The sequence below is a fragment of the Nonlabens xylanidelens genome (assembly GCF_002934445.1).
In the GTDB taxonomy this organism is placed as follows: Bacteria; Bacteroidota; Bacteroidia; order Flavobacteriales; family Flavobacteriaceae; genus Nonlabens; species Nonlabens xylanidelens.
Genome location: NZ_PTJE01000001.1, coordinates 574,031 through 598,412, shown reverse-complemented (window position 1 = coordinate 598,412; position 24,382 = coordinate 574,031). Strand labels below are relative to the sequence as shown.

Sequence of the window (24,382 nt, the reverse complement as noted above, 5' to 3'; positions counted from 1 at the left end):
GCGCATGCGATGCGCCCCAACACTGAGAAGGCGCATGCGATGCGCTACTAACTAGAAATCAATGGCAGAAAAAGATATAAAAGATACTACACAATTAGACTCAGGAACCTACGAGATCATCCAGAGCCGACTGCTCAAGCAAAAGAATGACTTGCAGCAGCGACTTAATGAGCTTAATGAAGAACGTAAAAAGGTCTTCGGTTCTCTAGAAACTCGATTGATTGCAAACGACCGCGTGAATACAGAAAATAACTGTATCGCTCGTGACATCGTGACCATCGGTAAATACAGCATCTTTGGGTACAACGTGCATCTAGGATTGCGCACTGAGATGCAATTGAGCGATGTTTTTAGTATCTATGAGTTTGATCGTGACGGTGTGGATGGTGATGTGTTACGCTTTCGCGAAAGCGGGAACAAATTAAACCTCATCACAGATCCTATTTTTCAGACTGATTTTGAAAATCTGTACAAATACTATCGCAACACGATATTTTCCAAGTTTGCGATTATGGGGAATTACCTGCATATGGTATTTCAGCTCAGTGATTCGGTTACCGACATCAAGACTTTTAAGTGGTTGATAACTGACGACGGTTTGCAATATGTGGATAACCGTAGTGAGCATGAATATCGTTTTCCAGCGCAATATGGTTTCCAGTGGAAAGAGGCTGGACGCGATAATCAACGTGCTGGTGTGCATGGACATGTATCGATTCTAGACAAGGTTTTTGTAGAAACTATAGGTGGTGATTTAACCATAAAGGTTGAAGATAATACCGACGATGGTCAGGGAATTTATCGTGAAGATGTAGAACACCGCGACCAGACACTAGATGACGGGCAATATCGTTATGCCGATTTAGGCAATCTTATTGTTCTAGAAATAAAGCCGTTTCAAGAAGAGCCTCGTTATTTTGTGTACAACCACAAGATTAAGGAAGTAGAACGCATCAATAGTATTGCAGAGGCTGCAGTATTGCTACCAGATGATCAAGGTATTATTTTCCCGAGTGGTTATTACTTGCAAACTGGAGAGTATAACGTATTCCCTAGCGATGCTGGTAAATTAAAATTTCAGCAAAGAATCGCATCACCTAATGGTGAAGATCATTTGTATGTGTTTTATAATGCTGCGCAGGGATTGTATGTACTCATGTCTTACAATGTGATTGATCAAACGGTAAAGACACCTATCGTTTGTAATGGATTTACGATTTTAGAACAAGGTGAGTTGTGTTATTTCCGAACAGAAGATGAACAGACCAAGCATCACATGATGCAAATATGGCAAACACCATATTTAAAAGGTAATATCATGCCGTCTGAGCATCAAGACACGATGTTATTTAAGATAGGTAACAAGGATATTGTTAAAGCCATGGCGCAGGCAAATGAGCTGCTCACGCTTCTTAACAAAGAAGATAGTTATGGTGGTTTATATGATGACATTGCACGTTCTTCAAAAGATATTCTAGATGCCTATTACTGGTTGCCTGAAGAAGAAACTAAACAAATTAATCTACCTCTTAACGAGATCAACAAAGCGTCTAACGCAGCAATTGACGAGTTTGAGAAAGTAAAACAACTGCGTAAACAAGCAGCTGCAGATACTAAAGATATTTCTAAAAAGGCAGATGAGCTTTTTAGTAAAATTAAAAGCACCTCATTTAAGTCTATCAATGATTTTGTAGAGCTATTAACTCAGTTGCGCAGTTTGCGAGGTGAAGCGATAGGACTTTATGAAATACGTTATGTAGATACCGATTTCATCAAAGGAATCGAGGAGCAAATCGTAGAACAAAATGAAGTGATCTCACGTCGTGCGGTTACTTTTTTACTCGATGATAAAGCACTCGCTCCTTATCACGATGCTGTTGCAGAAAAACAAAATGCACTAGACGACACAAAAAAAGTGATCGAGATTAAAAATCTTGAGAAAGAAGTGAATCAAATTGCTGAAGATCTCGAGCTTTTAATAGACATCGTTTCTAATCTAGAGATAGAAGACACTTCTCACTCTACTAAGATTATTGAGAACATATCGTTGATTTTTGCCACTATCAATCAGGTAAAAGCGGCGATCAAGAATAAAGTGAAAACCGTAGGTAAAAAAGAAGCGCAAGCAGATTTTGCCGCACAGTTAAAGCTGATTGACCAGAGTATTATCAATTATCTGGACATTGCCAACACGCCAGAAAAGTGTGATGAGTTTCTTACCAAAGTTTCTATACAACTAGAAGAGTTGGAAGGGAAATTTGCCGATTATGAGGAGTACATTACAGAGATTATAGGCAAGCGTGAAGAGGTTTACGCTGCTTTTGATAATCGTAAAAGTAGTCTTGTAGAAGCGCGCAATAAAAAGGCAATGGCATTTCAAAATGCTGCCGAGCGTATTCTAAAAGGTGTTCAAAAAAGGGCACAATCATTAGATAGCGTTACCGAAATTAACGGTTATTTTGCCAGTGATTTAATGATCAATAAAGTGCGTGACATTGTCGTGCAATTAAAAGATCTCGATGATGCCGGAAAAGCCGAAGCAATTGAAACAGCGCTTAAAGTGGCTCGTGAAGATGCTTTGAGAAAACTCAAGGATAAGAACGAACTTTATGAAGATGGTGATAACATCATCAAGCTAGGGAAACATAAATTTGGTGTTAATAAACAGCAACTGGATCTGACCATTGTATTTAAGGATAATGCGCTGTTCTATCACCTAACAGGAACTGACTTTTATCAAGAATTGCATAATGAGATTCTCACACAATCTCAAGGAATATGGAATCAAGATTTGGTGTCTGAAAATAACCAAGTCTACAGATCTGCCTACCTCGCCTACTCTATTTTTAAATCTGGAGATAAAGAAGCTTTAAGAATAATGAGTCCGGCAGATTTGCTGACAACGGTTCAAGAAATCGCGAGTGGTAACTATTCTGGTGGCTATGTAAAAGGTGTTCATGACCATGACGCTGCTCAATATTTAAGCGTTTTATTACACAAACACCATGATTTGGGCTTGCTTACTTATGATCCTGATACGAGAGCGCAAGCACAGTTTTACTGGAATGCACTAGATACCAAACATCAATCCAACCTCAACCGTATATTAAAAAGTGCTGGTGAGGTATTATCTGTTTTTCCAGATAGTAAGGAGTACGACTTTATAATAGAAGAACTGGCTGATGAGATTTTTAAAACTTCTGAGTCTGCTAATAGTTTATCTATCGCAAGTTACTTATTCAATGAACTTAAAGACAATGATCATTTCACAGTAAGCACGAGCGCTATTCAATTAAAAGAAGCTTTTGAAAAGAAAATAAAATCTCAAAATGCCGATTTAAAATTTAAGAAAAGTCTAGAAGCTTGTGAGGACGAGAAGTCTAAAGTGGAACTGGTGAGACATTGGGTTTCCGCTTTCGCGAAAGCGGACTCAAAACAATCTTTACTGACATATGTAAACGAATGTGTGGCAAACATACTTTATGGAGAGCTGACAGCTGATAAAACAGTTGCCATCTCACCTAGTGAAAACATCAATGGATTAAAAGGGTCGCACCAGACGATTGAAGAAGGCGTGTTTGTGTTTAATTACCATGAATTTGTACATACACTAGAGCACTTTACAACGATAAAAGTACCTGCTTATGAAACCTTTAGAAAAGCAAAGCAAGAGGTAACTGAAGAGTTAAAAGAGTCCTTGCGACTAGAAGAATTTAAACCACGTGTATTGAGTTCTTTTGTCCGTAACAAGTTGATCGATCAAGTATATTTCCCACTAATAGGTGATAATCTTGCCAAACAATTAGGTACGGTAGGTGATACAAAACGTACCGATCGCATGGGATTATTGCTACTCATATCACCACCAGGTTATGGTAAAACAACCTTGATGGAATATGTAGCAAACCGATTAGGCTTGATATTTATGAAAATAAATGGTCCAGCGATAGGTCATGAGATTACATCAGTAGATCCTGAAGCAGCAACTAATGCAGCAACGAGAGAAGAACTTAAAAAGCTGAATCTTGCTTTTGAAATGGGTGATAATGTGATGTTATATCTAGATGATATCCAGCACTGTAATCCTGAGTTTTTACAGAAGTTCATCAGCCTGTCTGATGGAACTCGTAAAATTGAAGGAGTTTATAATGGAAAGCCTAAAACCTACGATCTACGTAGTAAGAAATTTTGCGTGATTATGGCTGGTAATCCATATACGGAAAGTGGAGATAAATTCCAGATTCCAGATATGCTTGCAAACCGTGCTGATATCTATAATCTAGGTGATATCATAGGTGATACGGCTCATTTATTTGAGCTGAGTCTGGTAGAAAATGCACTGACTAGTAATCCTGTATTGCAACAATTGAGTAACAAGCATTTTGATGATGTGTATGCGCTTATAGATCGTGTTCAAAACGGAGCAAGTGATAATGAGTTGAAAGGAAATCACAGCAATCAAGAAATAGCCGATTATGTAGCTGTACTTGAGAAGGTATTGAAAATACGTGATACCGTTCTTAAAGTGAACCAGACCTACATCGCAAGCGCAGGAATGGAAGACACTTACCGTACTGAGCCTAGTTTTAAACTACAAGGTTCTTACCGTGATATGAATAAACTGGTCGCTAAGGTTGTTCCTATAATGGACGATAAAGAGTTGCAAACGCTCTTATTATCACACTATGAAAGTGAATCACAAACATTAACTAGTGCTGCTGAAGCCAACCTGTTGAAGTATAAAGAACTCGTCAACACCATCACTACAGAAGAGCAACAACGATGGGAAAACATCAAAGGGATTTTTGCCAAGAACAATAAGCTTAGTGGCCTAGGTGGACAAAATCAGATGTCTCAAGTCCTGAGTCAAATGATGGATTTCACCGAAAATCTAGAAGGCATTAAAGAGGTGTTGAGGAAAGGACTTAGTAAGTAATATATATGAAGCTAAGATCACTTAAAGTATTGTTTTACAGCCTGCAATCAATAATTTACGAATGATTGATAATAGAAATGCTAAGAGAATAAAAACCTCTTAGCATTTTTTTTGCTTTAAATATTCTTGAATAGCACATGTTAAAGGTGTAATTTTCGCAAAAATATCAATTCATTGAAGAAAACATTACTTTGCTATTCTATCCTATGTACAGCTTTTATTAAACTAGGTTATAGCCAGACCAAGACACCAACAACGTCTCAAAAAATTGATACTGTTTACATTAAGTCTGCACGTATTTCTACTACAGCACAAAAATTACCTGCAGCGGTATCTGTTTATCAAGCAACAGTTGATGATGCAACAAGACAGCAACTTTCTCTACAAGAATACACACAACAGACTCCAGGTGTTTTTACTCAAAATGCCAATAATTTTGCTCAAGATTTAAGGGTTTCAATGCGTGGATTCGGTGCGAGATCTGCTTTTGGAATACGAGGAATAAAATTAATAGTAGATGGAATTCCAGAAACTACACCAGATGGTCAAGGACAATTAGACAATCTTAACTTGGGGATTATAGACCGTATAGAGGTTTTAAAAGGACCTAGTTCTAGTTTATATGGTAATGCTTCAGGTGGTGTTATCTCTATTCAAACTATAGATCAGGTAGAAAAGCCTTTCTCTACCTGGAAAGCAACTGCCGGATCTTATGGATTTCAAAATTTACAAGCTACAGCTGGAATTAATGCCGGAAAAGCAACCTATATATTCCATGGTAATTATGTAAAATCAGACGGATACAGAGATCAAAGTGGTTTTGAACAATATAATGCTAACGTAAAAGCTAATTTTAAATTAAGTGAGAAGTTTACTTTAAAGGCTTTACTTAATTATAGCGATTCTCCACAAGCTGATGATGCAGGTGGTATCGATTTAACCTCAGTAGAAGAAAACAGAAGACAAGCAAGAGACCGAAATGTACTTTTTCAAACAGGAGAAACGATCCAACAATTTAAAGCTGGACTAAGTGCGATCTGGAATATCAATACAAATACCACTGCAGAAGGTTATTTGTTTTATAACAATAGACAGTTTGAAGGACGATTGCCTTTTGAATTTGGAGGTCTGATCGATTTAGGAAGAGATTATGTAGGACAAGGTGCAAACATCACTTATTCAAAAGGGAAAAACACTTTAAAAGCAGGATATGATTTTGGATATCAAAATGACGATAGACAACGCTTCAGAAATCTAGAAGGTATAAAAGGTGAGCAAACTCTTGATCAAAAAGAGCGTTTTACAAACCTAGGTATATACGTTACCGACCATTTAGAGCTTGACAAATGGTATCTTACTGGAGGAATTCGTTTTGACTATAACAAACTTACTGCAGTAGATGAGTTTTTAGACAATGGTGACGATTCTGGTGATATCACATTAAATTCTTTAAACCCTAGTATAGGTGCTAGTTACGCTTTCGCGAAAGCGCACAACGTATATGCAAACATTGCTACAAGTTTTGAAACTCCTGCATTATCAGAGTTATCTGCAAACCCTACTGGTGATCAAGGCTTCAATGAAAATATAGAAGCGCAAAAAGCTATTAACTATGAAGTAGGAATTAAAGGAAAACTAGCAAAAGGATTAAGTTATCAAACGGCTATTTTTTACATCGATACAGAAGATGATTTAGTCCCATTTGAACTGGCCGCTTTTCCAGATCGTACTTTTTATAGAAATGCAGGAAAAACTACACGTAAAGGTATAGAAGTTGAAGGAGCATATGCTTTTACAAAAGCATGGTCACTTACTGCTGCTTACACATTTTCTGAATTTAAATACAGTGACTTTGTAGTAGATGATGTAAACTTTGATGGTAATTTATTACCTGGTATTCCAAAACACTTAACAAACATAGGATTACAATATCAGTCTGAAAAAGGCTTTTTTGCTACCGTCCAAGCATCACTAGTAGGTAAGCAATATGCAAATGATAGTAATGAAGCTACTGTTGATGGATATGAAAATATCAATTTTAGAACTAGCTATAGTTTTACTTATAAGAAGATTGCGATAAAGCCTTATGCCGGTTTAAACAATATACTTGATCAAGAATATACAGATAACGTAAGGATTAATGCTTTTGGCTCACGTTTTTATGAGCCTGCTCCAGGTATTAATGGTTATGGAGGGATAGAGGTACGATTTTAAGTAAATTTCCCATATCTTATTTTAAATTGAAAAATGCCAAGAGAATGAGATTCACTTTGCATTTTTAATACGACTTATTTCTATAAGCTATTTAAAGAGCTTCTATTTGTTGTGTAGCTTTTGCTATACTTTCTTCTCTATTTACATTAGAAAGATCTGCTGCAATGAAGGTGACATCTGTAATGCCTAAAAAGCCTAAGAAAGTTCTAAGATATGGAGTTACAAAGTCTACCTCACTTCCTACAGGAGTACCACCAGTAGAAACGACTACGTATGCTTTTTTATCTTTTAATAGACCTACAGGACCTTCTGGAAGGTAGTTGAAACTAATTCCTGCTCGAGATATTAAATCGATATAAGTTTTTAAACCTGCAGTAACACCAAAGTTATACATAGGTGCTGCGATTATGTAAGCCTCTGCTGCGGCAAATTCTAGTGCTAGTTCATTACTACCTGCGACTGCTGCTTTTTGAGCGTCTGACTGTTGATCTGCCGGTGTGAAATAACCCATGTAACGGTCTTGGCTACCTAAGGTAACTTTATCGTCATAGTAAAGATCTCTTTTACTAGTTATTTCATGTCCTTGAGATTCTAATTTATTTTGCAATACATCAAGTAGTCCACGACTTACACTCGCTTCTTTTAACGGACTGCTATCTATTCTAAGTACATTCATAATGTTGTAGGTATTATATTTGTATGTACAAATAAAGGGCTTAATGATTAAAACAAAAAGAAAATGTTTGTTAAAATTTAGGGTATAGGATTTTAAAAACGACTATTTCTCTCTATGAGTTCTCATTTGCTGATAGAGGGAAGAGATTCTTTTTAGACAGCTTTCAACATATTTAAAAGATCATTTTCTGTATCTTTTCCCTTGTTCTTGTTGTACCAGTTTTGTAGTTCTTCTTTAAATTCTGGAGAGAGAACACCTTTTGCTGCTTTTTCATCTGCAACTAATTGTGTAGCCGTAGTAGGTCGTGGTCCCCATGTAGTAACTGGTAAACCTGTCTCTTTATTTATTAAAATAAGCTTTGCTATAGAACGACCTCCATTAGTTAGAAACTCATCCATTAAATCTAGATTATCATCCCTTAAAACGACTCTTAGATCTACACCTGCAGCTTGCGCTACTTTATTCATCATGGGCATCGTTTGTGCAGCATCACCACACCAGCTTTCTGTAATGATTAAAAAATACACTTCTTTATCAAATGCCGATAAGAACTCTTGATTTTCGGGAAGAATCTTCATGGTCTTATCCAGACGTTTCATACGCTGGTTATTAAGCATCGTATAATTTGCTAGCGCTTCGGTAACCTCAGCACCTGTGTTGGTATTGTTCTCAGTATGTGTTGCTACTAGATCACGATATTCTTGATAAGAAATTGAATTATCTGTAGCTGTTTTTATGATTTGTTGTAATTCCATAGTACAAAAGTAAGGCGACAAGTAGTTTAAAAAAGGTGATAAAAGTCACAAGCTATGTTACATTATTCCCTGAGACTATATCTAGTAATTAATTTACAAGTTCTAACGTAGCGTTGTAAATGCTTTTATTTTCCATTTTTGCTTTAAGATAAGCATAGAAACTCATGATAAAAATATCTTCTCGATCTACTGTTTTATAGGTAAATGCAGCAGTGACTTTATTTTTAAAAGAATCTTCTGTAATATGAAAAGGATGTTCAAAGTATAAACGTAATAAACTCATAAACGTCAGCACACGATCTTCTTCTAAATCGAGCAAACGCGATCTAAATTTCTTTTTAAAACTACGCATCTTGGACTCTACTAAATCTGGCTGATTGAGTTCCATATAAATCAATATTTCAAGAACATTTTTCTTGAGCACCCACAATAGATTTTCCTTTTTTTCATAAAACACATCGCTATGCATAAATGAATTTATAACACGTCTCGCCTCCTGAGGTTGCTCTTGTTGAAATAAAAATGTTGCATGTGCCAGTCGTATTCTTAAAGATATTTTTTTAAAGCTACTCACCTCTTCTATCGCCTTTGCGGCATTACCTGTATAATTATAATTGAGTGCTTTGAGAAGCAATACACGCTCTTCAAATTGTTTTTTGAACCTCCCTTTTTGTTTTATGATCTCTAGATCTAACTCGTTAATTAATAATTGAGACCTATTAAAATCTTTGTTTCTAAAACAAGAACCTGCCATGAGGTATAATATCTCACAATGGTAGTACAAGTGCTTTGCTGCCTGGTGCTTTTTCAACTCTACAATATCATAGATGTGATTTATAAAAATAGAAACCCCAGCATAGTCAGACTTTAAAGTTGCCGCTTCTGTAGCGATATTCATTAATTGATATAGAGATTTAAAAGAAAGGTGTTGATCTATAGAGATTTGGAAAAGATCTAACTGTGTTTTAATGACCTTATAAACATTTACTGGATGTGTCTTTAATGCTTTTTGCACCGTTGCATAGGCCATCACCAGTCTAGATTCTGCTAGATATCGTTTTTCATTTTCTTGATAAGCTTTTATCGTTTCTTCTAACGACATCACATCATTTAAATGCGCATATTGAACCTGAGTATAATAAATCTCTTGCAGGACAACATAAGATTCTAACGCAATAGCCATAGAAGCGGCCTTTTTAAGCGTTTTAAAACCTAATTTATACTGTTCACGCTCTAAGAATATACGAGCTGCTAGAACCAGTTTAAAAAGCTGCATCTCTTCTTGTGACTCACTGGCAAAACCATTTATAGCTATAAAATCTATAAGGCTCTCTTTTAAACGGTTTTTGAGAGCGTGCAGGGCGTTTTTATTAGGTTTTCCATAGATTTTTATATCGAGATCTACTCTTGCACCTTGTTGTATGAATTGGAATAATGCTATGTTCTTTACATCGGTACGTTGGTTTCTCGCTTTCGCGAAAGCGAGAAAAGCACTCACCTCATCGCTATTAAATGAATTAATAAGACTAATTAAATCGTTCATATAAAAAACTTAATCTATTGTTTTACTGAAGTATATGCTTAACTAAATATTTTTCAATCGTATGAATTGGGCAAAAGTAGGTTATTTACAAGTACGAACTCATCACATATTTGCAGCATCAAAACAAAACAACATGGAAAATCAAGTTAATTACAACACCGAAAAAAAAGAAGTTAAAACAACAGAGGCATTTACTGGTAAACCGACAGCAGCATTTATAGCCGCATCGTGGACAGCATTGCTAGTAGGAATGGTTTCTTACTGTATAGGATTATGGAATGCAGAGATGGTGCTCAATGAAAAAGGGTACTATTTTGTGATCCTACTCTTCGGTTTATTCTCAGTGATATCGGTACAAAAAGCCGTGAGAGATAAACAAGAAGGCCTGGCCGTGACCGATATGTACTACGGTATAAGCTGGTTTGTCACCATCGCATCGATCGTACTGCTGGTTATAGGGTTGTGGAATGCAGACTTGCTTTTAAGTGAGAAAGGATTCTATGGAATGTCCTTTTTGCTAAGTCTTTTTGCCTCTATCGCCGTGCAAAAAAACACCAGAGATGTGAAGTTTCTTGATGGGAATTAGAAAGAGGCAAAATGATTAACGATTGGAGATTAACGATATCAGATTTTTGATTTGTTTACTCTGATGTAAACATCCTTTGTCCTAAAAGACATTTCTTTAAATTGAAACTAAAATAATACGTAGGATTATTATAATCTAGAATTAAAAAATAATGAAATGACTTAACAAAACCGGCTCGTGCCTAATGACGAGCCTGTTTTGATGACAGAAACGACCTTTTCATAATGAAGAGGTCGTTTTTTACTTTACACTTCTCATCTAGAAATTAGACAATGCCAAGACAAATACTTGGCATGTCAATTTTAAAAAGCTTTAATTCGTAATACCATAGAGCGATTTTAGTATTACTATTTCGCTGGAGTTGTTTAGATCTACAAAATAATCCAGCTGCCATTTTTGAGTACGTATGGCAGTGGCATTTAATGGGGTATCCCAAATAGGATATACACGTATGGCTCGTTTGCCTTCTTTTTTACTTGTCGATATAATTCCCTTTTTAATAAGAACAGATTTAGGGAAGACAAACTGACCTAATTTATTTTCAATTCTTACATTGACCACAAAATAATCAAAAGAGTCTGTGTCATCAAATGGTGCTATAGGTCCAGCTCCTTGACGTTTCCAGAAGGTCACAAACTGACCTGTTTTTTTAGGAGTGATTTTAGAACTTCTGGAAATAATTTTTAATTCGTTAAGTTGAAAGGTACAGGCTTCGTATTCTTTGCTTTCTTTCTCTTCTTGATAATGGGATAGCTTGAGACCGCAATTATCGTAGATGTCTTCTTTAATTTGTTTGAGATTTTTATTCAATCTAATTGTATTTAACTATTCATAGGTGCGGACTTAAGTCCTCACCTATGAATAAAATTTCTCTTTTTATACCAGTTGAAATCGCTTTCCAGGCAAAGGTTTAACGACACCTTTTAACTCCATGCTCATGAGTAAAGAGGCTACTTTATGGACTGGTTGTTTAATGTTTAGAGCAATTAAATCTAGTAATTCTTCTTTGTGTTCTTTCAGGTAGCGGTAGATCAATTTTTCGTCTTCAGTAAGTTCTACAAAGAGCTGTTTTTGCACCGCTACGTCGCGTTCTTTCCATCCTAGAATGTAGGGAACATCGGCAGTTTTTGTGAGCATGTGTGCTTTAGACTGTTTTATCAACTCGTTACAACCTATGGCATATTTATCATTCACACGACCTGGAACTGCAAACACCTCTCGATTGTAACCGCAAGCAAGGTCTGCAGTGACTAGTGAACCACCTTTTGAAGCGCTTTCTATAACCACAGTCGCCTCACTCATTCCTGCGATGATTCTATTTCTACCCAAGAAATTCTTGCGATCAAAGTTATCTGTATGCCAAAAATCGGTAATAAAACCACCGTTTTGCAACATCTCTTCATTGTGCGCGGCGTGATTGCGTGGATAGGTTTGATTTAATCCATGTGCCATTACCGCAATGGTCTGTAAACCGTGCTCTATCGCCATTTTATGCGCTAGAATATCGACTCCATAAGCATAACCACTAATTATAATAGGTTGCAGCGGAGCTATTTCTGAGATGAATTTTTCTAAAAACGCGGCTCCATTACTCGTAATTTGTCTTGTGCCGACTATACTAAGTGTGTACGGATTATCTAGGTTTATGTTTCCTTTTTCAAAGTAGATGATAGGCCCATCTACACAATATTTTAAACGCTCTGGATAATCTTCATTATAATAAACACGGTACTTTATTTTATTCTCTTCTATGAATTCCAGCTCCTTTGCTGCTTTTGCAAACAGACCGTCTTTGTTTCTTATAAACTGTGCCTTCTTCTCTCCTATTCCTTCTATGGCAGCTATATCCTTGTATTGCTGTTCAAAAACTCCAGTCGCGTTACCAAAGGTTCTGATCAACCTTTTGGCCATAATATCACCTATTAACGGTGCTTTTTTGAGTGCTAGTAAAGAAAGAAGTTCTTGTTGGTCCATGATAAAAGTAAATTTAAATCTAAGCTAAAATTTAAAAATCACAGCAATAGATGCGATAAATGAAATTGAATTTAATGTTATTTATGCTTTCAAGTATAGAACAGACATCTTCAGCCTTTCCGACCAAAATTCGTTTCACTCATTTTGCCCACCTTTCCTTTTCTAAGGAAAGGAGTTTTTATTTGGTAAATAATTTATAAAATCTATCTCTATAATTGAGAAAGTTTATGAACCCAATTATTCAAAATCTCTTTACGAGAAAAGTGCTTTACAACATATTCTCTCGCTTCTTTTCCCATGGACTTTCTCAAATCAGAATCAAGTCGCCATTTTTCTAATTGATCTACTGCAGTTTGTACATCTGGTTTAGAAAAATAAAGTCCTGCATTTGCATTTTCCATTACTGTTTTTACTTCGCTTGCTTTGTTTCCAAGAATTAATGACGGTTTTTCACTCGCCATCATGCCTAACAATTTTGAGGGCATTACGGTATCTAGCACTTCTGTTTTTTGGAATAGAAAATGGGCATCTGCACTGCAAAGTAAATCTGATAAATCCTCAAAAGGAACTGGATCGTAAAAATCGATGTTTTCTTGTTGAATGCTTTCTTTTAATTGCTGGTATTTTGCTCCAGCACCTACAATTATAATCTCATAAGATTGTTGTGGTAACGCTTTCGCGAAAGCGAGAAAATAATCCCAATCCTGTTTATCACCGACGTTACCGCTATAAAGAAGTTTAAATTTATTACTTTTTAAGTAATCATGTTGCTTTGCCGTAGCTGGATTTACCTGACTCTCATCAATCCAGTTGGGTAAATAATAAGTAGGCTGGCTAGTTTTGGACTTTAACTTATCAATCATGTTATGACTGATCGTGCTTATAACATTTGCTTTATTGAAAATGCGACGTTCAAGACCAAATAAAAATTTAAAAATAAACTTTTTACCACCACTAGAAAGTCCTGATTGCAATGCTGCGTCAAATTCAAAATCCTGAATATGAATCCAGCTTTGAGCCTTGTGTTTTTTAGCATGGTAACTACCTAACCAGGCGCTAGCTGTGAATGGTACGATAGAAATTACAAGATCTGTATGCTTAATCTTTCTCAGATTGAAGAAACTCCCTTTAGTAAAACTTAAAATATGAATTACACGCTTTAAAAAAGTAGGTTGTTCTGGAACGTACTGTTTGTAACGATACAATTTTGCTCCTTTATGATCTTCTTGAATGTAGTTAGGCCTATCTCGATATTCCTGAGCGATTTTCCATTGTGGATAATAAGGAAAGGCTGTAACAACGTTTACTTGCGCGCCAGTATCAATTAGTGCTTCTACCATTTGAGTAGAATACAAACCGATGGCAGTATCTTCTGGTGCATAGTTAAGACCTATGAATGTGATGTGTTTTTCTTTCAAGGTTATCTATCTTTTATCACTTGGGCAGGAGTGCCCAAACATATTTTACCAGATGGTAAATTTTTAAAAACACTACTGCGTGCGCCTACTAACGTGCCTCTGCCTATGGTAATCCCTGGAGCAACATAAACATCTGTAGCGATCCAGCATTGATCTTCTATAATTATTTTATGACCGTAAATATCAAAGTTTACAGCTTGTGGATCATGTGTTCCTGTGCAGATGTAAGATTTTTGAGAGATAACCACATGGTTTCCTATTTCTATCTCTCCAAGACTATAAAGAACCACATCATCACCTATCCAGCTATGATCACCTATATTTACTTTCCATGGGAATTGTGTTCTTACCGTAGGTCTAATAATGACATTTTTACCAATTTTTGCTCCAAAAGATCTTAATAAAAATCTACGCCAGCCATACATGAATTGAGGCGACCACGCAAAAAGTGTATTTTGAACAAGCCACCATAATTGTACAGTAATCGATCCTTTACCACGGAAGTTTTGTGGCAATTGGAATTTATCAAGTTGTTGGTAGTTTTTCAAAGTTAATTTTCAAGTTTTAAGCTTTCAGGTTGGTAAAAAATCAATTTACTATTTAAAAGTGTTCCTTCTTCAACTCTCAACTCTACCGTATGCATTTTATTGTCTAATAGTCTTGCTAAGTTAATCTCTTCTACCTTTTCTATACTAACTGGGTTAATAAAGAGCGGATATACTTTGAAAGAAATCTGTATAACATCTTCCTTTATTGTATTTTCATATGGGAAAGCAGACATGTCTGAAGCTAATATTTCAATAGCTCTATTAAGAGAGACAAAATCCTCACCACTCTTTCCTTTTCCCTGATAACCAGAAACATCACCTATTAATTCAAATTCAAAACTTTGATTTTCAAGATTTAAATTTTTAATATGAATTATCCATTTTTCTTCTATTTGCCTAACACTCTTATTTAAAGTAATTCGATTGAATGTTGGCCACCATTGTTTAGGAAAAGAGGATGTTCTCGACACTGCATATAAATCATTATGTTTATCAATTGGTATTCCATCTAATTTTATAGAGAAATTAGCTCCAATATTCCTTTTTGTTGGGAGAACGTCAAATCTATTCCCATTAAAAGTGAATTTCACAACAGCACCCTTATCCTTAATCACCTGTTCAGATATCATATTAGATTTTTCGTTAGTTTTTTGAACTGCATTGATAAAATGCTTCATTAGAATCCATTCTAACAAAATTTTACCCTCATCATTAGGATGTACAATATCTCGCAAAAGATCTTTAATAGTTAATGATGTGTTTAATTCTAAATAATTCTTCCAAACATCCCTAACACCTATAAAACCAAAATTATACTTAATCGCTAGATTCTTAATTATTTTAGAATTTTCGTCTTGCTTTTTATTTAATTTTTCTTGGCCTAAATCATTATCTACATAAGAAATATGATGATCAAATATGATAACATCACTGGTTAGTCTATTTTTAATATTATAAAATATTTCTTCTAATTCGCCATTCTCAATACCTCCATAAACGTGAAAAATAATAAGATCTGGATATTGAGGATATAGATCATGCTCTGCAGTACGCACCAGTTTTGGTGCCTGATATCCTCCAATTGCATTATTTAAAATTACAAATTTTACGTTTGGGTAGGTATCTTCTAGTAAATTTGTGATACGCCTCATGTCTATTCCAGACACTATAGACTGACCATAGAATTGAATTTTGAACACCTTTTTTTCAGATGTATTTGTCAAAATGGAAGATGTTTTTTTCAAAGATTTTACGAGTTGATTTGACACCTTAATTGTGGGGAGATTATGTTTAGGTATTTCTTGTGAGTAACCTGATAGCATAGAGAAAATTATCAATAGGGGTAATATAAATTTCATATCTTTTTTTTCATAGAGTTATAAAGCGCTTCCCATTTAGGCTTATTTACCTTCCAAGAATATTCTTGAATCATAAAATTACGCAACTTATTACCGTTCAATTTTCTTTGTTGATCGTTCCATTTTGACGCTTCTACTAGAGCTGTTTTCAATTCATTAAAAATAGGATTAATAAGTATGCCTCCGTTATTCCCCCATTCTTTCAGTAATCCAGTTTGAAATGTTGTAATTACCGGCGTACCCATCATCGCTGCTTCTAGATTTACCATACCTACTACTTCAGAGTAGCTAGGAGCAACAAATGTATGTGCATTTCTATAAAGTTCTTTTTTCTTTAATCCTCTAATTTCTCCTATAAATTTAATACGTTTATCATTAAATGCTAATGCTTCTAATTCATTACGATGTTCACTCTCTGGACCTGCAATTACAAGGTCGAAATCGAGGCTTTTAAGCGTCTTAAAAACCTCAATAAGCATTTGCACACCTTTAACTGGATGAACGCGTCCTAAGAAAAGAAAGTATGGTCTTATAGGCTTCTTTCTATCTATAACATCTTCTATTTCAATAGCATTGGGAATACATATAACTTCAGTTTTAGGAAATAAAATTTGTAAAGTTTTTTTCTCTTCTGGTGTTATAGCATGTAAATATCTCGCTTTTGCGAAAGCAGAACTGGTAAATAATTTTAAATATAATTTCTTTTTGAGCTTACCACTTTTCCACAACCATGGTTCAAACATACCATGTGGAGTAATGATAAAAGGAATTTCACGCGCTATCGCAATTTTGGCAGCTATATATTGCGCATGCATCCATACTCCATGGAGATGAAATATTGAATTACTATCTATTGTGTTTAAATAAATTTTTAGATCTTTAGAATATAACCACGGACCTTTATGAGAAAAACTTAATATGTTAAGGTCATCACGATCTTTTTCTGTGGTAAGTATTTGGGAATTGTAGAATTGGGATTGTAGAACTTTAACAACAGGACGGACACCACCACTAGCTCGAGAAATATCTTCGGTAATATGATATAACTGCATTATGACTTAATTAAATTTTCTTTAAAGCTTATTTCTTTTCCATCTAAAGTCCAATCCAACATAATGAAAAAATTAATAAAGAACGCAAAAAACAAAACGCCATTTTCCCGTTCTAAAATATTCTCAGAAAACATAACTATACAGTAAAATAAAATGATAGCTATAAGTAAATAATTCTTCATTGAAAAGGCTCTTAATAAATGGTACAGAATGAATATAGTGAATACGAATAAACCTAAATATCCTACATTGAGAATGAAACCTAAATATTGATTGTGAGAATTATACCTATTTACAGCAAGAAAAGCGGCATCTTGTTCATAACAATTAATGAGTTCATTTTTTCCATCGCCAATACCAAAACCTAAAACTCCAGCTTCAGGTAATATATTAACTGCACAATGATAGATAGAATATCTAATATTAGTAGAATTAGTCATATCACCATTTGAATCCTGTACCTGTAATAATTCTGCAAATCTAGATTGAACTTTAGGGTTGAAAATTATAGTACTTATAATAGCTGCTGCTGCAATCCCAGAAATTAGATACAATTTCTTATTTTTAAATACCAAAGTAAGAAACAGAATAACTAAGACCAGAGCGATAATAGGACCTTTTTTAATCATGATCATTAAGAAAAAAAGCGCTGTAATATTAAGAAATATTAAAATTAGAGTTCTTTTCAAATCTATTCCTTTATTAAAAATGGTTAGTGAGAAAATCATTGATATTCCTATATGCATGCTTAAATAAATGGGATGTATTTTCCATCCTGAAATATCTGATCTAATAATATTTGGAAAGTGTAGAATACTATCATTAAAAGTATAATGAGTAGTAAATTTTAAGAAAGAACCAACACACAGAATTATAGTTCCGATTATAAAGAGCCACATAAGTTCAAATCTCTTATTTAAAATAAAACGAATGCATCTTTTACTCATTAAAGAAAAGATGAGAGGAAATAATAAGATAGATGAGGCGGTACTTATTTTACGGAATCCATAATCAATGTCCTCTGTATATAAAAGACTAATCAAGTAAATAAAGATGATAGAAGAGTTGAGTAGAAAATTCCCCCACCTAAACTTTTCTTTATCAAAAATGGCACTGATAATAGCGCAACAAAGCAACAAAATTATTACTAGTGGTCTTAGTCCACGAGGAATAATAGGCATTAAAAATAATAATGCGCAAAAAGCTAAAACTAGCTGAGGTAAATAAATATCTATTTTTTCCTTGAGACCCATACTTTCTGCTTGAAAACGAAACAATATAATTTGATTATTAATTTAGGGATGATGTACAACCCAAAAAGAGTTCCAATAAAATAACTGTAGCCATTTGTAAAATCACCTCTTAATAAAAATATCAAATGCATAGCAAAATAAAAAGCAACTGATTTTTTAAGTAAATCAGAACTCTTAAGCCATGTGAGAAAATAAACTATCACTAAAGCCAGTACTATTGCCATCACAATTACACCAACAATTCCAAAATTTAAAAAGCCTTCAGCAATATAAGGATTTGCTAAGTTTGTGAAATGAAAATCGTAATGATCTTTAACATGATTACCCACAATTAACCCAGAAGAATCAGGTTTACCGCTCCATATACTTCTAGGAACAAAAAACAAAAGTGCACTTAACAGTTGATACCCATAGGACAAGCCATCAAAACTGACATGCTCAATAACTACTCCTATATTTATAAAAGCATCGTAATTGAGGGACATATATCCTTCATTTAAGTCGTTTTTACGAAAGATAAGACTGGGATTAGATAAAAGATCTGCAAAGCCATAATCAACATGTGTTAAAAATTGTATAGCTGGAAATGCGACAATCATTGAGAAGAATAATAAAAACGTAGTTTTTACATTACTATTCATGAATTTAGGGTAAAACAGAAAAATAAGTAATAGATAGATAGGCCCTAAAGCATTTCTTTTTTCAGTTAATGGATTCTTAAGTAATATTAAAAAAACAAGAAAAAGAAGTATGGCAAATAAGAAAAGGAAAAACCTCTGTCTATTCAATTTGTTTGCTTTAAGAAAAGACAACCCTAAAACAACTCCTGACAATGGAAATAGAAATAAAACTTTTTTCCTTATAAGTAAATCACCTACACTATAATTAGAGACAAGCCAGTTAGGTCTAACTAATTCATCTAATATAAAAGACCAGTTCATTAAAATAATTAGGATACACAATAAAACTAACAAGTATAGAATGGATAAGCTGCTTTTTTTAAAAACATCACTTGTCTTTTTATTTTTTTGTCTGATCAGAGATTTAGCTCCAACGTAAAACAAGAAAAAGGTTATATGAAAAATGGAAATTAAAAAGTTTGTTTTAATAAAAAGAGATTCCTCAAAAGGAAAGTTATTTGAAAAAATGGGAATATCCATTGATGTCATCGTTGTTACCTGTGACATAGGAGCAACAAGAAAAAATAGATAATTAAAAACTATATAAGTACTTAAAAAAGGGCTGTAAAATTTCTCAATAAAAATATGATAGTAAGTAAAAAAGCTGAGAATAACTGCATTACTAAAAAACGAGAGCCATAATGAAATACTCGCATCTAGAAATGAAAATATAGCTACCGTAACAAGTAAATAAACAAGTATAAAAGTATTTCTTAGAATCATTAATCCTTTACTAATTTTATGAAGGTACTTGCCATAGCCTCGATAGAATAATTTTTCTTGCAAAAATCACTAATAAATCCTCGGTTTTCTAAAATAGCTTTTTCTTGCTTAAAACACGTTAAAATTTTATTTGATAAATCTTCTACACTGTCCTCTTTGAACCACCAAGTTCTTAAATTTTGTTGTGCAGATTCAATCTCTGGTCCATGAAGTTCTTTCTTAGCGATAATCATGGGAACTCCAAATCCTAGACTTTGAGTTAAACTTAATCCTACTCTACCTGGAGAAACACTAATTAAACAAGATTTATAATAATCGTAGAGTTTTTTAATATCAGTGACTGAGCCTGGTATAGTCACTCGATCTTGCAAACCATCATTTTTACATTTCTCTATTAAAAACTGTCTTTCTGGACCCTCACCTATCAATATTAAGTTAGTTTCAATAGGTAATTTATGAATGGAGCTTTTAAAAGATTCATATAATAAATCAGCTTTTTTATTTTCAACCATTCTACTTACAAAGATAATGTCTCGCGGTTGCTCTACACAGGCAGCGTTCATCTCTTTTATAGAATACAATGCGTTGGGTGCTACATGTATCTTTTTATGAGGCATCCTGAGCTGTAATTCTTCTTTTTGTCTATAAGTATACACAATAATTTCATCAGATAAAAGACGCATTATGTGCCTTAATTTATCACTGTTTGCTGTTTGTCCGTTTTTAGGCCATGCATGGCCCCAAATTAAGATAGGTTTATTAAATAATTTTCTTAAAATTAATAAAATCCAATTAGAGATTACCCTTGGATTAAGGCTTAAAACCATTATTCCACTCTGCATTCCATGTTTCAATAATCCTGATTGCCATAAAAGACGATTCCCTAAGAAAAAACGGTTTTTCAATAAAATGTCTGGCAGATAGTTATCGCTCAAACGAATGGTCGAATCAAAGAATCGTTCCCCACAAAAAACGGTAAGATTACTTAACAGAGAATCCTTAATTACATGAATTAAAGGAACTCTATAAGTAGCTATGGTAGTTTGCACTAACAGTAATTTTTTATTCATGTCGTATTATATCACTACGGTAAAAATAACTTGCTAAAACCAACAAAATAGCTTCTGTACCAATTGCAGCGATTATTGTCCCTTTTAACCCTAAGTAAGGTACAATAATAAGACTTAGAGTAATATTGAACACACCTGCTATTATCATCATCATCATTCTATTTTTAAACAGCTTTCTAGCCGGAGCATATAAAGCTTGGAATAATGAACTTAATCCAGTAAAAAAAGCAATTATACTCATCCATTTGAACAAATAAGTATTCTTATAGATAGTTACATCATTGTATAAAAATTCAATAATCCAATCTCCTATTAATAGTATGACTACAACTCCAATTAACCCCACGAAGGCAACTATAGGGATAAGTTTTTTCATCATTTGCTTTTTTTCAGAAAATGATTTTCTTGCCATATAAGGATACATCGCTTGATAAAAAGGAAGGAACATTTTCTTAGCGGCTATTATTAATTTATCAAATGCACTAAATATACCTACAACCGCATCCCCAGCAAAGATTCCTAATATGACTCCATTTGCGGCATAACTAAGCTGAGAAGCTATATTTGAAGTGAACACTTGAAAACTCTCTTTGTAAAACTCTTGTGACTCTTTAAAATTGGGCCATTGCCATTTCACATATTTCATACTTAGTAAGAAAGTAAAAATTCCTGCTGTTAAAAAGCCTATAGAATTGAAAATAGGTACATAAAAATAATCAGAAGGAGCGGTTATAAAAACAAAAAGTAATATTGTAAATAAAACTTTAGCAACTACATTAACTACTGTAAGTAGTCGCATCTTTTCGATTCCTTGAAAAAACCAATCAGGTAATAACGTTTGACCTATTACAGCACCATAACTCAGTAAATAAATATGCCATTCTATTGAAAATCTAGGAACACTAAAAACTACTAAAGAAAGCAAACCGAAAACTAAGATCAATAGAATCATTCTAGCCCAAAAAACTTTAAAATATACCGTTGAATAATCACCTCCTTGAGATTTAATTATGGATATTTCTCTTGTAGCTGTTACATTGAAACCAAAGTCAGCCGCTGCAACGCAAAAAGCCATTAAGTATTGAGCAAGCATTACAAGTCCAAATTTTTCTAGACCCAACTGCCTTTCTAAAAACGGAATGATCAGAAGTGGCAATATATAATTAAGACCTTGTAAAACAACCAAAGAACTATAGTTTTTAGCAATAGTCTTTTGTTCAGAAGATAGTTTTTTAGAAAGCTTACTCATTTGACGGTTGGGTTACCTCGATAAACGCTAAAATAGACTTTTTAGTGCCCTTACGAGTTCAAATAAGCCGAATACATCATCTCCACACCTTTTTCAAGGTCTATCTCATGCTCCCACCCTAACTCATGTAGTTTTGAAACATCAGTAAGCTTGCGTGGTGTACCGTCCGGTTTTGTAGCATCCCAATCTAGGTTTCCTTGATAGCCTACGGTGGTTTTGATCATCTCTGCGAGGTCTTTGATAGCGATATCTTCACCTGTTCCTATATTAAGATGTGTGTTTCTTATGTCTTTATCAGTTCCTTTAACCTCATCAAAATTAATATTTTCCATGAGATACACACAAGCTCTAGCCATGTCGTGAGACCATAGAAATTCACGTTTAGGAGAACCGGTTCCCCATAGTGCGATGCCTTTTTCTGTGATACCGTTTTTTTGTAATTCCGCTTTCGCGAAAGCGTAACTATCAACACCTAAATCTTTACACAATTCTTGTTCTTTACCTTCCATAAGCAATTTACCTAGGTGCATTTTTCTAATCAATGCAGGAAGAACGTGAGATTTTTCAAGATCAAAATTATCATTAGGCCCATATAAATTAGTAGGCATCACTGATATGAAGTTGGTACCGTATTGCAAGTTATAACTCTCGCACATCTTTATACCAGCAATTTTTGCAACAGCATAAGGTTCGTTGGTGTATTCTAATGGCCCAGTAAGTAAACTATCTTCTGGCATGGGTTGTGGTGCCATTTTAGGATATATACAGGTGCTTCCTAAGAACAACAATTTCTTCACTCCATTCAAATAACTGTGATGTATCACGTTATTCTGAATCATGAGATTTTTATAAATAAAGTCTGCTCTGTAGGTATTATTAGCAACTATACCACCTACACTGGCAGCGGCAAGAAATACATATTCTGGCTTTTCAATAGTAAAAAAGTCTGCTGTCGCTTGTTGATTTGTAAGATCTAGCTCTTTATGAGTGCGTAGAATAAAGTTACTGTAACCTAGTTTCTTTAACTCGGTCACAATAGCACTTCCTACAAGACCTCTATGTCCAGCAACGTATATTTTAGAATCTTTATTCATTTTTATAAGCTTACCTTAAAATCTTACTTGTTGACAAGAACTTTGATAATTTTTAAAGAGAGAAACATGCCTGTGTCACACCCATCCTAACCTTCCCTCAAGGGAAGGGATTTATTCAAAGTAATTATTGATGCGGTATCCGCCACTTTTTAAATATTCTTCTCGAGACATAAGGTGTAAATCACTTTCCATCATTTCATTCACTAATTCTTGAAGTGCGATTTCTGGAACCCAGCCTAGTTTTTCTTTGGCCTTAGAAGGATCTCCTATCAATAAATCTACCTCTGTAGGACGGAAATATCGTGGATCTACCGCTACTACTTCTCTACCTATTTCTAGTTGGTAATCTGGATTTGAGCAGGATTTAATTGTTCCTTTTTCGTCCACACCTACTCCAGTAAATTCTAATTCAATACCTATGTATTGAAAAGACATGCGTACAAAATCACGCACACTGGTTGTGGTTCCGGTTGCGATAACCCAATCTTCTGGTTGATCGTGCTGCAAGATCATCCACATCATGCGTACATAATCTTTAGCATGACCCCAATCACGTTTTGCATCTAGATTTCCTAAATACAATTTATCTTGAAGTCCTTTTACGATTTTAGAAGTCGCACGTGTAATTTTTCTAGTTACAAATGTCTCTCCACGTACTGGAGATTCATGGTTAAAAAGAATACCGTTACAGGCAAACATACCGTAAGCCTCACGATAATTTACCGTTGCCCAATAGGCATACATTTTTGCAACTGCATAAGGACTGCGTGGGTAGAATGGTGTCGTTTCTGATTGTGGAATTTCTTGAACCTTACCATACAACTCTGACGTAGAGGCTTGGTAAATTTTCGTTTTCTTTTCCATCCCTAACAAACGTACCGATTCTAGAATACGTAAAGCACCGATTCCGTCAGCATTTGCAGTGTATTCTGGCATTTCAAAAGAAACTTGAACGTGTGACATAGCCGCAAGGTTATAGATCTCGTCTGGTTGTGTTTCTTTGATTATTCTGGTTAAGTTAGTCGTATCGGTAAGATCTCCATAATGCAATTTAAACTTTACATCAGTCTCGTGTGGATCTTGATATAGATGATCGATACGATCTGTATTAAATAAAGAAGCACGGCGCTTAATACCGTGTACTTCATATCCTTTTTTTAATAAAAATTCACTTAAATAAGCACCATCCTGACCGGTTACTCCAGTGATTAATGCTACTTTATGATTATTCTCAGACATATTCTAGTTGTAAA

General features: G+C 34.5%; 18 protein-coding genes. 3 read left to right on the top strand and 15 right to left on the bottom strand.

The genetic code is table 11. From position 1 onward, the window contains the following. The first annotated feature begins 61 nt into the window (after positions 1–61). Together LY01_RS02685 and LY01_RS02680 are read left to right on the top strand one after the other, a co-directional pair. Complete coding sequence (locus tag LY01_RS02685; RefSeq protein WP_104514260.1) at positions 62–4,936, top strand: DNA repair ATPase; 4,875 nt, start codon at positions 62–64, stop codon at positions 4,934–4,936. 174 nt (positions 4,937–5,110) lie between these two features. Continuing rightward, positions 5,111–7,150 carry a TonB-dependent receptor family protein gene (locus tag LY01_RS02680; protein WP_104514259.1) on the top strand — a complete coding sequence of 680 codons (2,040 nt, stop codon included), beginning with the start codon at positions 5,111–5,113 and terminating at the stop codon, positions 7,148–7,150. A 91-nt stretch (positions 7,151–7,241) separates the two neighbouring features. Here the strand turns inward: LY01_RS02680 and LY01_RS02675 are convergent, their stop codons facing one another. From LY01_RS02675 to LY01_RS02665, 3 genes are all read right to left on the bottom strand, one after another. Continuing rightward, a complete protein-coding gene (locus LY01_RS02675) occupies positions 7,242–7,826 on the bottom strand; it encodes an FMN-dependent NADH-azoreductase (RefSeq protein ID WP_104514258.1) in 585 nt (194 codons plus the stop codon). A 152-nt stretch (positions 7,827–7,978) separates the two neighbouring features. Further along, the gene (locus LY01_RS02670; protein ID WP_104514257.1) at positions 7,979–8,581 is read right to left on the bottom strand and encodes a thioredoxin family protein; all 603 of its coding nucleotides are present in this window, start codon (positions 8,579–8,581) and stop codon (positions 7,979–7,981) included. An 88-nt stretch (positions 8,582–8,669) separates the two neighbouring features. Then, complete coding sequence (locus LY01_RS02665; RefSeq protein WP_104514256.1) at positions 8,670–10,124, bottom strand: hypothetical protein; 1,455 nt, start codon at positions 10,122–10,124, stop codon at positions 8,670–8,672. Positions 10,125–10,257: 133 nt separating this feature from the next. On the opposite strand from LY01_RS02665, the gene yiaA reads away from it, so the two are divergent. Beyond that, positions 10,258–10,710: an inner membrane protein YiaA gene (yiaA, locus tag LY01_RS02660; RefSeq protein ID WP_104514720.1), complete on the top strand. Its 453-nt coding sequence runs from the start codon at positions 10,258–10,260 to the stop codon at positions 10,708–10,710. Between the two features lie 312 nt (positions 10,711–11,022). Here the strand turns inward: yiaA and LY01_RS02655 are convergent, their stop codons facing one another. The 12 genes from LY01_RS02655 to gmd all read right to left on the bottom strand — a co-directional run bounded on the left by LY01_RS02655 (position 11,023) and on the right by gmd (position 24,368). Next, on the bottom strand, positions 11,023–11,520 hold the full coding sequence (locus LY01_RS02655; RefSeq protein ID WP_104514255.1) for a MepB family protein: 498 nt from the start codon (positions 11,518–11,520) through the stop codon (positions 11,023–11,025). 66 nt (positions 11,521–11,586) lie between these two features. Beyond that, the gene (gene dprA / locus LY01_RS02650; protein ID WP_104514254.1) at positions 11,587–12,684 is read right to left on the bottom strand and encodes a DNA-processing protein DprA; all 1,098 of its coding nucleotides are present in this window, start codon (positions 12,682–12,684) and stop codon (positions 11,587–11,589) included. A 209-nt stretch (positions 12,685–12,893) separates the two neighbouring features. Next, positions 12,894–14,102 (bottom strand): WcaI family glycosyltransferase, encoded by a 1,209-nt coding sequence (locus tag LY01_RS02645; RefSeq protein ID WP_104514253.1) that lies wholly within the window; start codon positions 14,100–14,102, stop codon positions 12,894–12,896. Positions 14,103–14,104: 2 nt separating this feature from the next. Then, positions 14,105–14,650 (bottom strand): putative colanic acid biosynthesis acetyltransferase, encoded by a 546-nt coding sequence (locus LY01_RS02640; RefSeq protein WP_104514252.1) that lies wholly within the window; start codon positions 14,648–14,650, stop codon positions 14,105–14,107. 2 nt (positions 14,651–14,652) lie between these two features. Next, complete coding sequence (locus LY01_RS02635; protein ID WP_146080361.1) at positions 14,653–16,008, bottom strand: SGNH/GDSL hydrolase family protein; 1,356 nt, start codon at positions 16,006–16,008, stop codon at positions 14,653–14,655. Next, the gene (locus tag LY01_RS02630) at positions 16,005–17,060 is read right to left on the bottom strand and encodes a glycosyltransferase (protein WP_104514250.1); all 1,056 of its coding nucleotides are present in this window, start codon (positions 17,058–17,060) and stop codon (positions 16,005–16,007) included. Before LY01_RS02630 ends, LY01_RS02635 begins: the two co-directional genes overlap by 4 nt. Next, the gene (locus LY01_RS02625; protein ID WP_104514249.1) at positions 17,060–18,313 is read right to left on the bottom strand and encodes an O-antigen ligase family protein; all 1,254 of its coding nucleotides are present in this window, start codon (positions 18,311–18,313) and stop codon (positions 17,060–17,062) included. The genes LY01_RS02630 and LY01_RS02625 overlap by 1 nt, the downstream gene beginning before the upstream one ends. Beyond that, the gene (gene wzy / locus LY01_RS02620; protein ID WP_245890612.1) at positions 18,292–19,779 is read right to left on the bottom strand and encodes an O-antigen polysaccharide polymerase Wzy; all 1,488 of its coding nucleotides are present in this window, start codon (positions 19,777–19,779) and stop codon (positions 18,292–18,294) included. Before wzy ends, LY01_RS02625 begins: the two co-directional genes overlap by 22 nt. Then, a complete protein-coding gene (locus LY01_RS02615) occupies positions 19,716–20,786 on the bottom strand; it encodes a glycosyltransferase (RefSeq protein ID WP_104514247.1) in 1,071 nt (356 codons plus the stop codon). The genes wzy and LY01_RS02615 overlap by 64 nt, the downstream gene beginning before the upstream one ends. Beyond that, the gene (locus LY01_RS02610) at positions 20,779–22,035 is read right to left on the bottom strand and encodes an oligosaccharide flippase family protein (RefSeq protein WP_104514246.1); all 1,257 of its coding nucleotides are present in this window, start codon (positions 22,033–22,035) and stop codon (positions 20,779–20,781) included. Before LY01_RS02610 ends, LY01_RS02615 begins: the two co-directional genes overlap by 8 nt. Before the next feature lie 50 nt (positions 22,036–22,085). Then, positions 22,086–23,129 carry a GDP-L-fucose synthase family protein gene (locus LY01_RS02605; RefSeq protein WP_104514245.1) on the bottom strand — a complete coding sequence of 348 codons (1,044 nt, stop codon included), beginning with the start codon at positions 23,127–23,129 and terminating at the stop codon, positions 22,086–22,088. 111 nt (positions 23,130–23,240) lie between these two features. After that, the gene (gmd, locus tag LY01_RS02600) at positions 23,241–24,368 is read right to left on the bottom strand and encodes a GDP-mannose 4,6-dehydratase (protein ID WP_104514244.1); all 1,128 of its coding nucleotides are present in this window, start codon (positions 24,366–24,368) and stop codon (positions 23,241–23,243) included. Positions 24,369–24,382: the final 14 nt, after the last annotated feature.

What these genes read in the sequence shown, in the direction of transcription:
- LY01_RS02665 (WP_104514256.1), bottom strand. Translation starts at nt 10,124, where the DNA reads ATGAACGATTTAATTAGTCTTATTAATTCATTTAATAGCGATGAGGTG.
- LY01_RS02605 (WP_104514245.1), bottom strand. Translation starts at nt 23,129, where the DNA reads ATGAATAAAGATTCTAAAATATACGTTGCTGGACATAGAGGTCTTGTA.
- LY01_RS02685 (WP_104514260.1), top strand. Translation starts at nt 62, where the DNA reads ATGGCAGAAAAAGATATAAAAGATACTACACAATTAGACTCAGGAACC.
- gmd (WP_104514244.1), bottom strand. Translation starts at nt 24,368, where the DNA reads ATGTCTGAGAATAATCATAAAGTAGCATTAATCACTGGAGTAACCGGT.
- dprA (WP_104514254.1), bottom strand. Translation starts at nt 12,684, where the DNA reads ATGGACCAACAAGAACTTCTTTCTTTACTAGCACTCAAAAAAGCACCG.
- LY01_RS02615 (WP_104514247.1), bottom strand. Translation starts at nt 20,786, where the DNA reads ATGAATAAAAAATTACTGTTAGTGCAAACTACCATAGCTACTTATAGA.
- LY01_RS02635 (WP_146080361.1), bottom strand. Translation starts at nt 16,008, where the DNA reads ATGAAATTTATATTACCCCTATTGATAATTTTCTCTATGCTATCAGGT.
- yiaA (WP_104514720.1), top strand. Translation starts at nt 10,258, where the DNA reads ATGGAAAATCAAGTTAATTACAACACCGAAAAAAAAGAAGTTAAAACA.
- LY01_RS02670 (WP_104514257.1), bottom strand. Translation starts at nt 8,581, where the DNA reads ATGGAATTACAACAAATCATAAAAACAGCTACAGATAATTCAATTTCT.
- LY01_RS02630 (WP_104514250.1), bottom strand. Translation starts at nt 17,060, where the DNA reads ATGCAGTTATATCATATTACCGAAGATATTTCTCGAGCTAGTGGTGGT.
- LY01_RS02610 (WP_104514246.1), bottom strand. Translation starts at nt 22,035, where the DNA reads ATGAGTAAGCTTTCTAAAAAACTATCTTCTGAACAAAAGACTATTGCT.
- LY01_RS02625 (WP_104514249.1), bottom strand. Translation starts at nt 18,313, where the DNA reads ATGGGTCTCAAGGAAAAAATAGATATTTATTTACCTCAGCTAGTTTTA.
- LY01_RS02675 (WP_104514258.1), bottom strand. Translation starts at nt 7,826, where the DNA reads ATGAATGTACTTAGAATAGATAGCAGTCCGTTAAAAGAAGCGAGTGTA.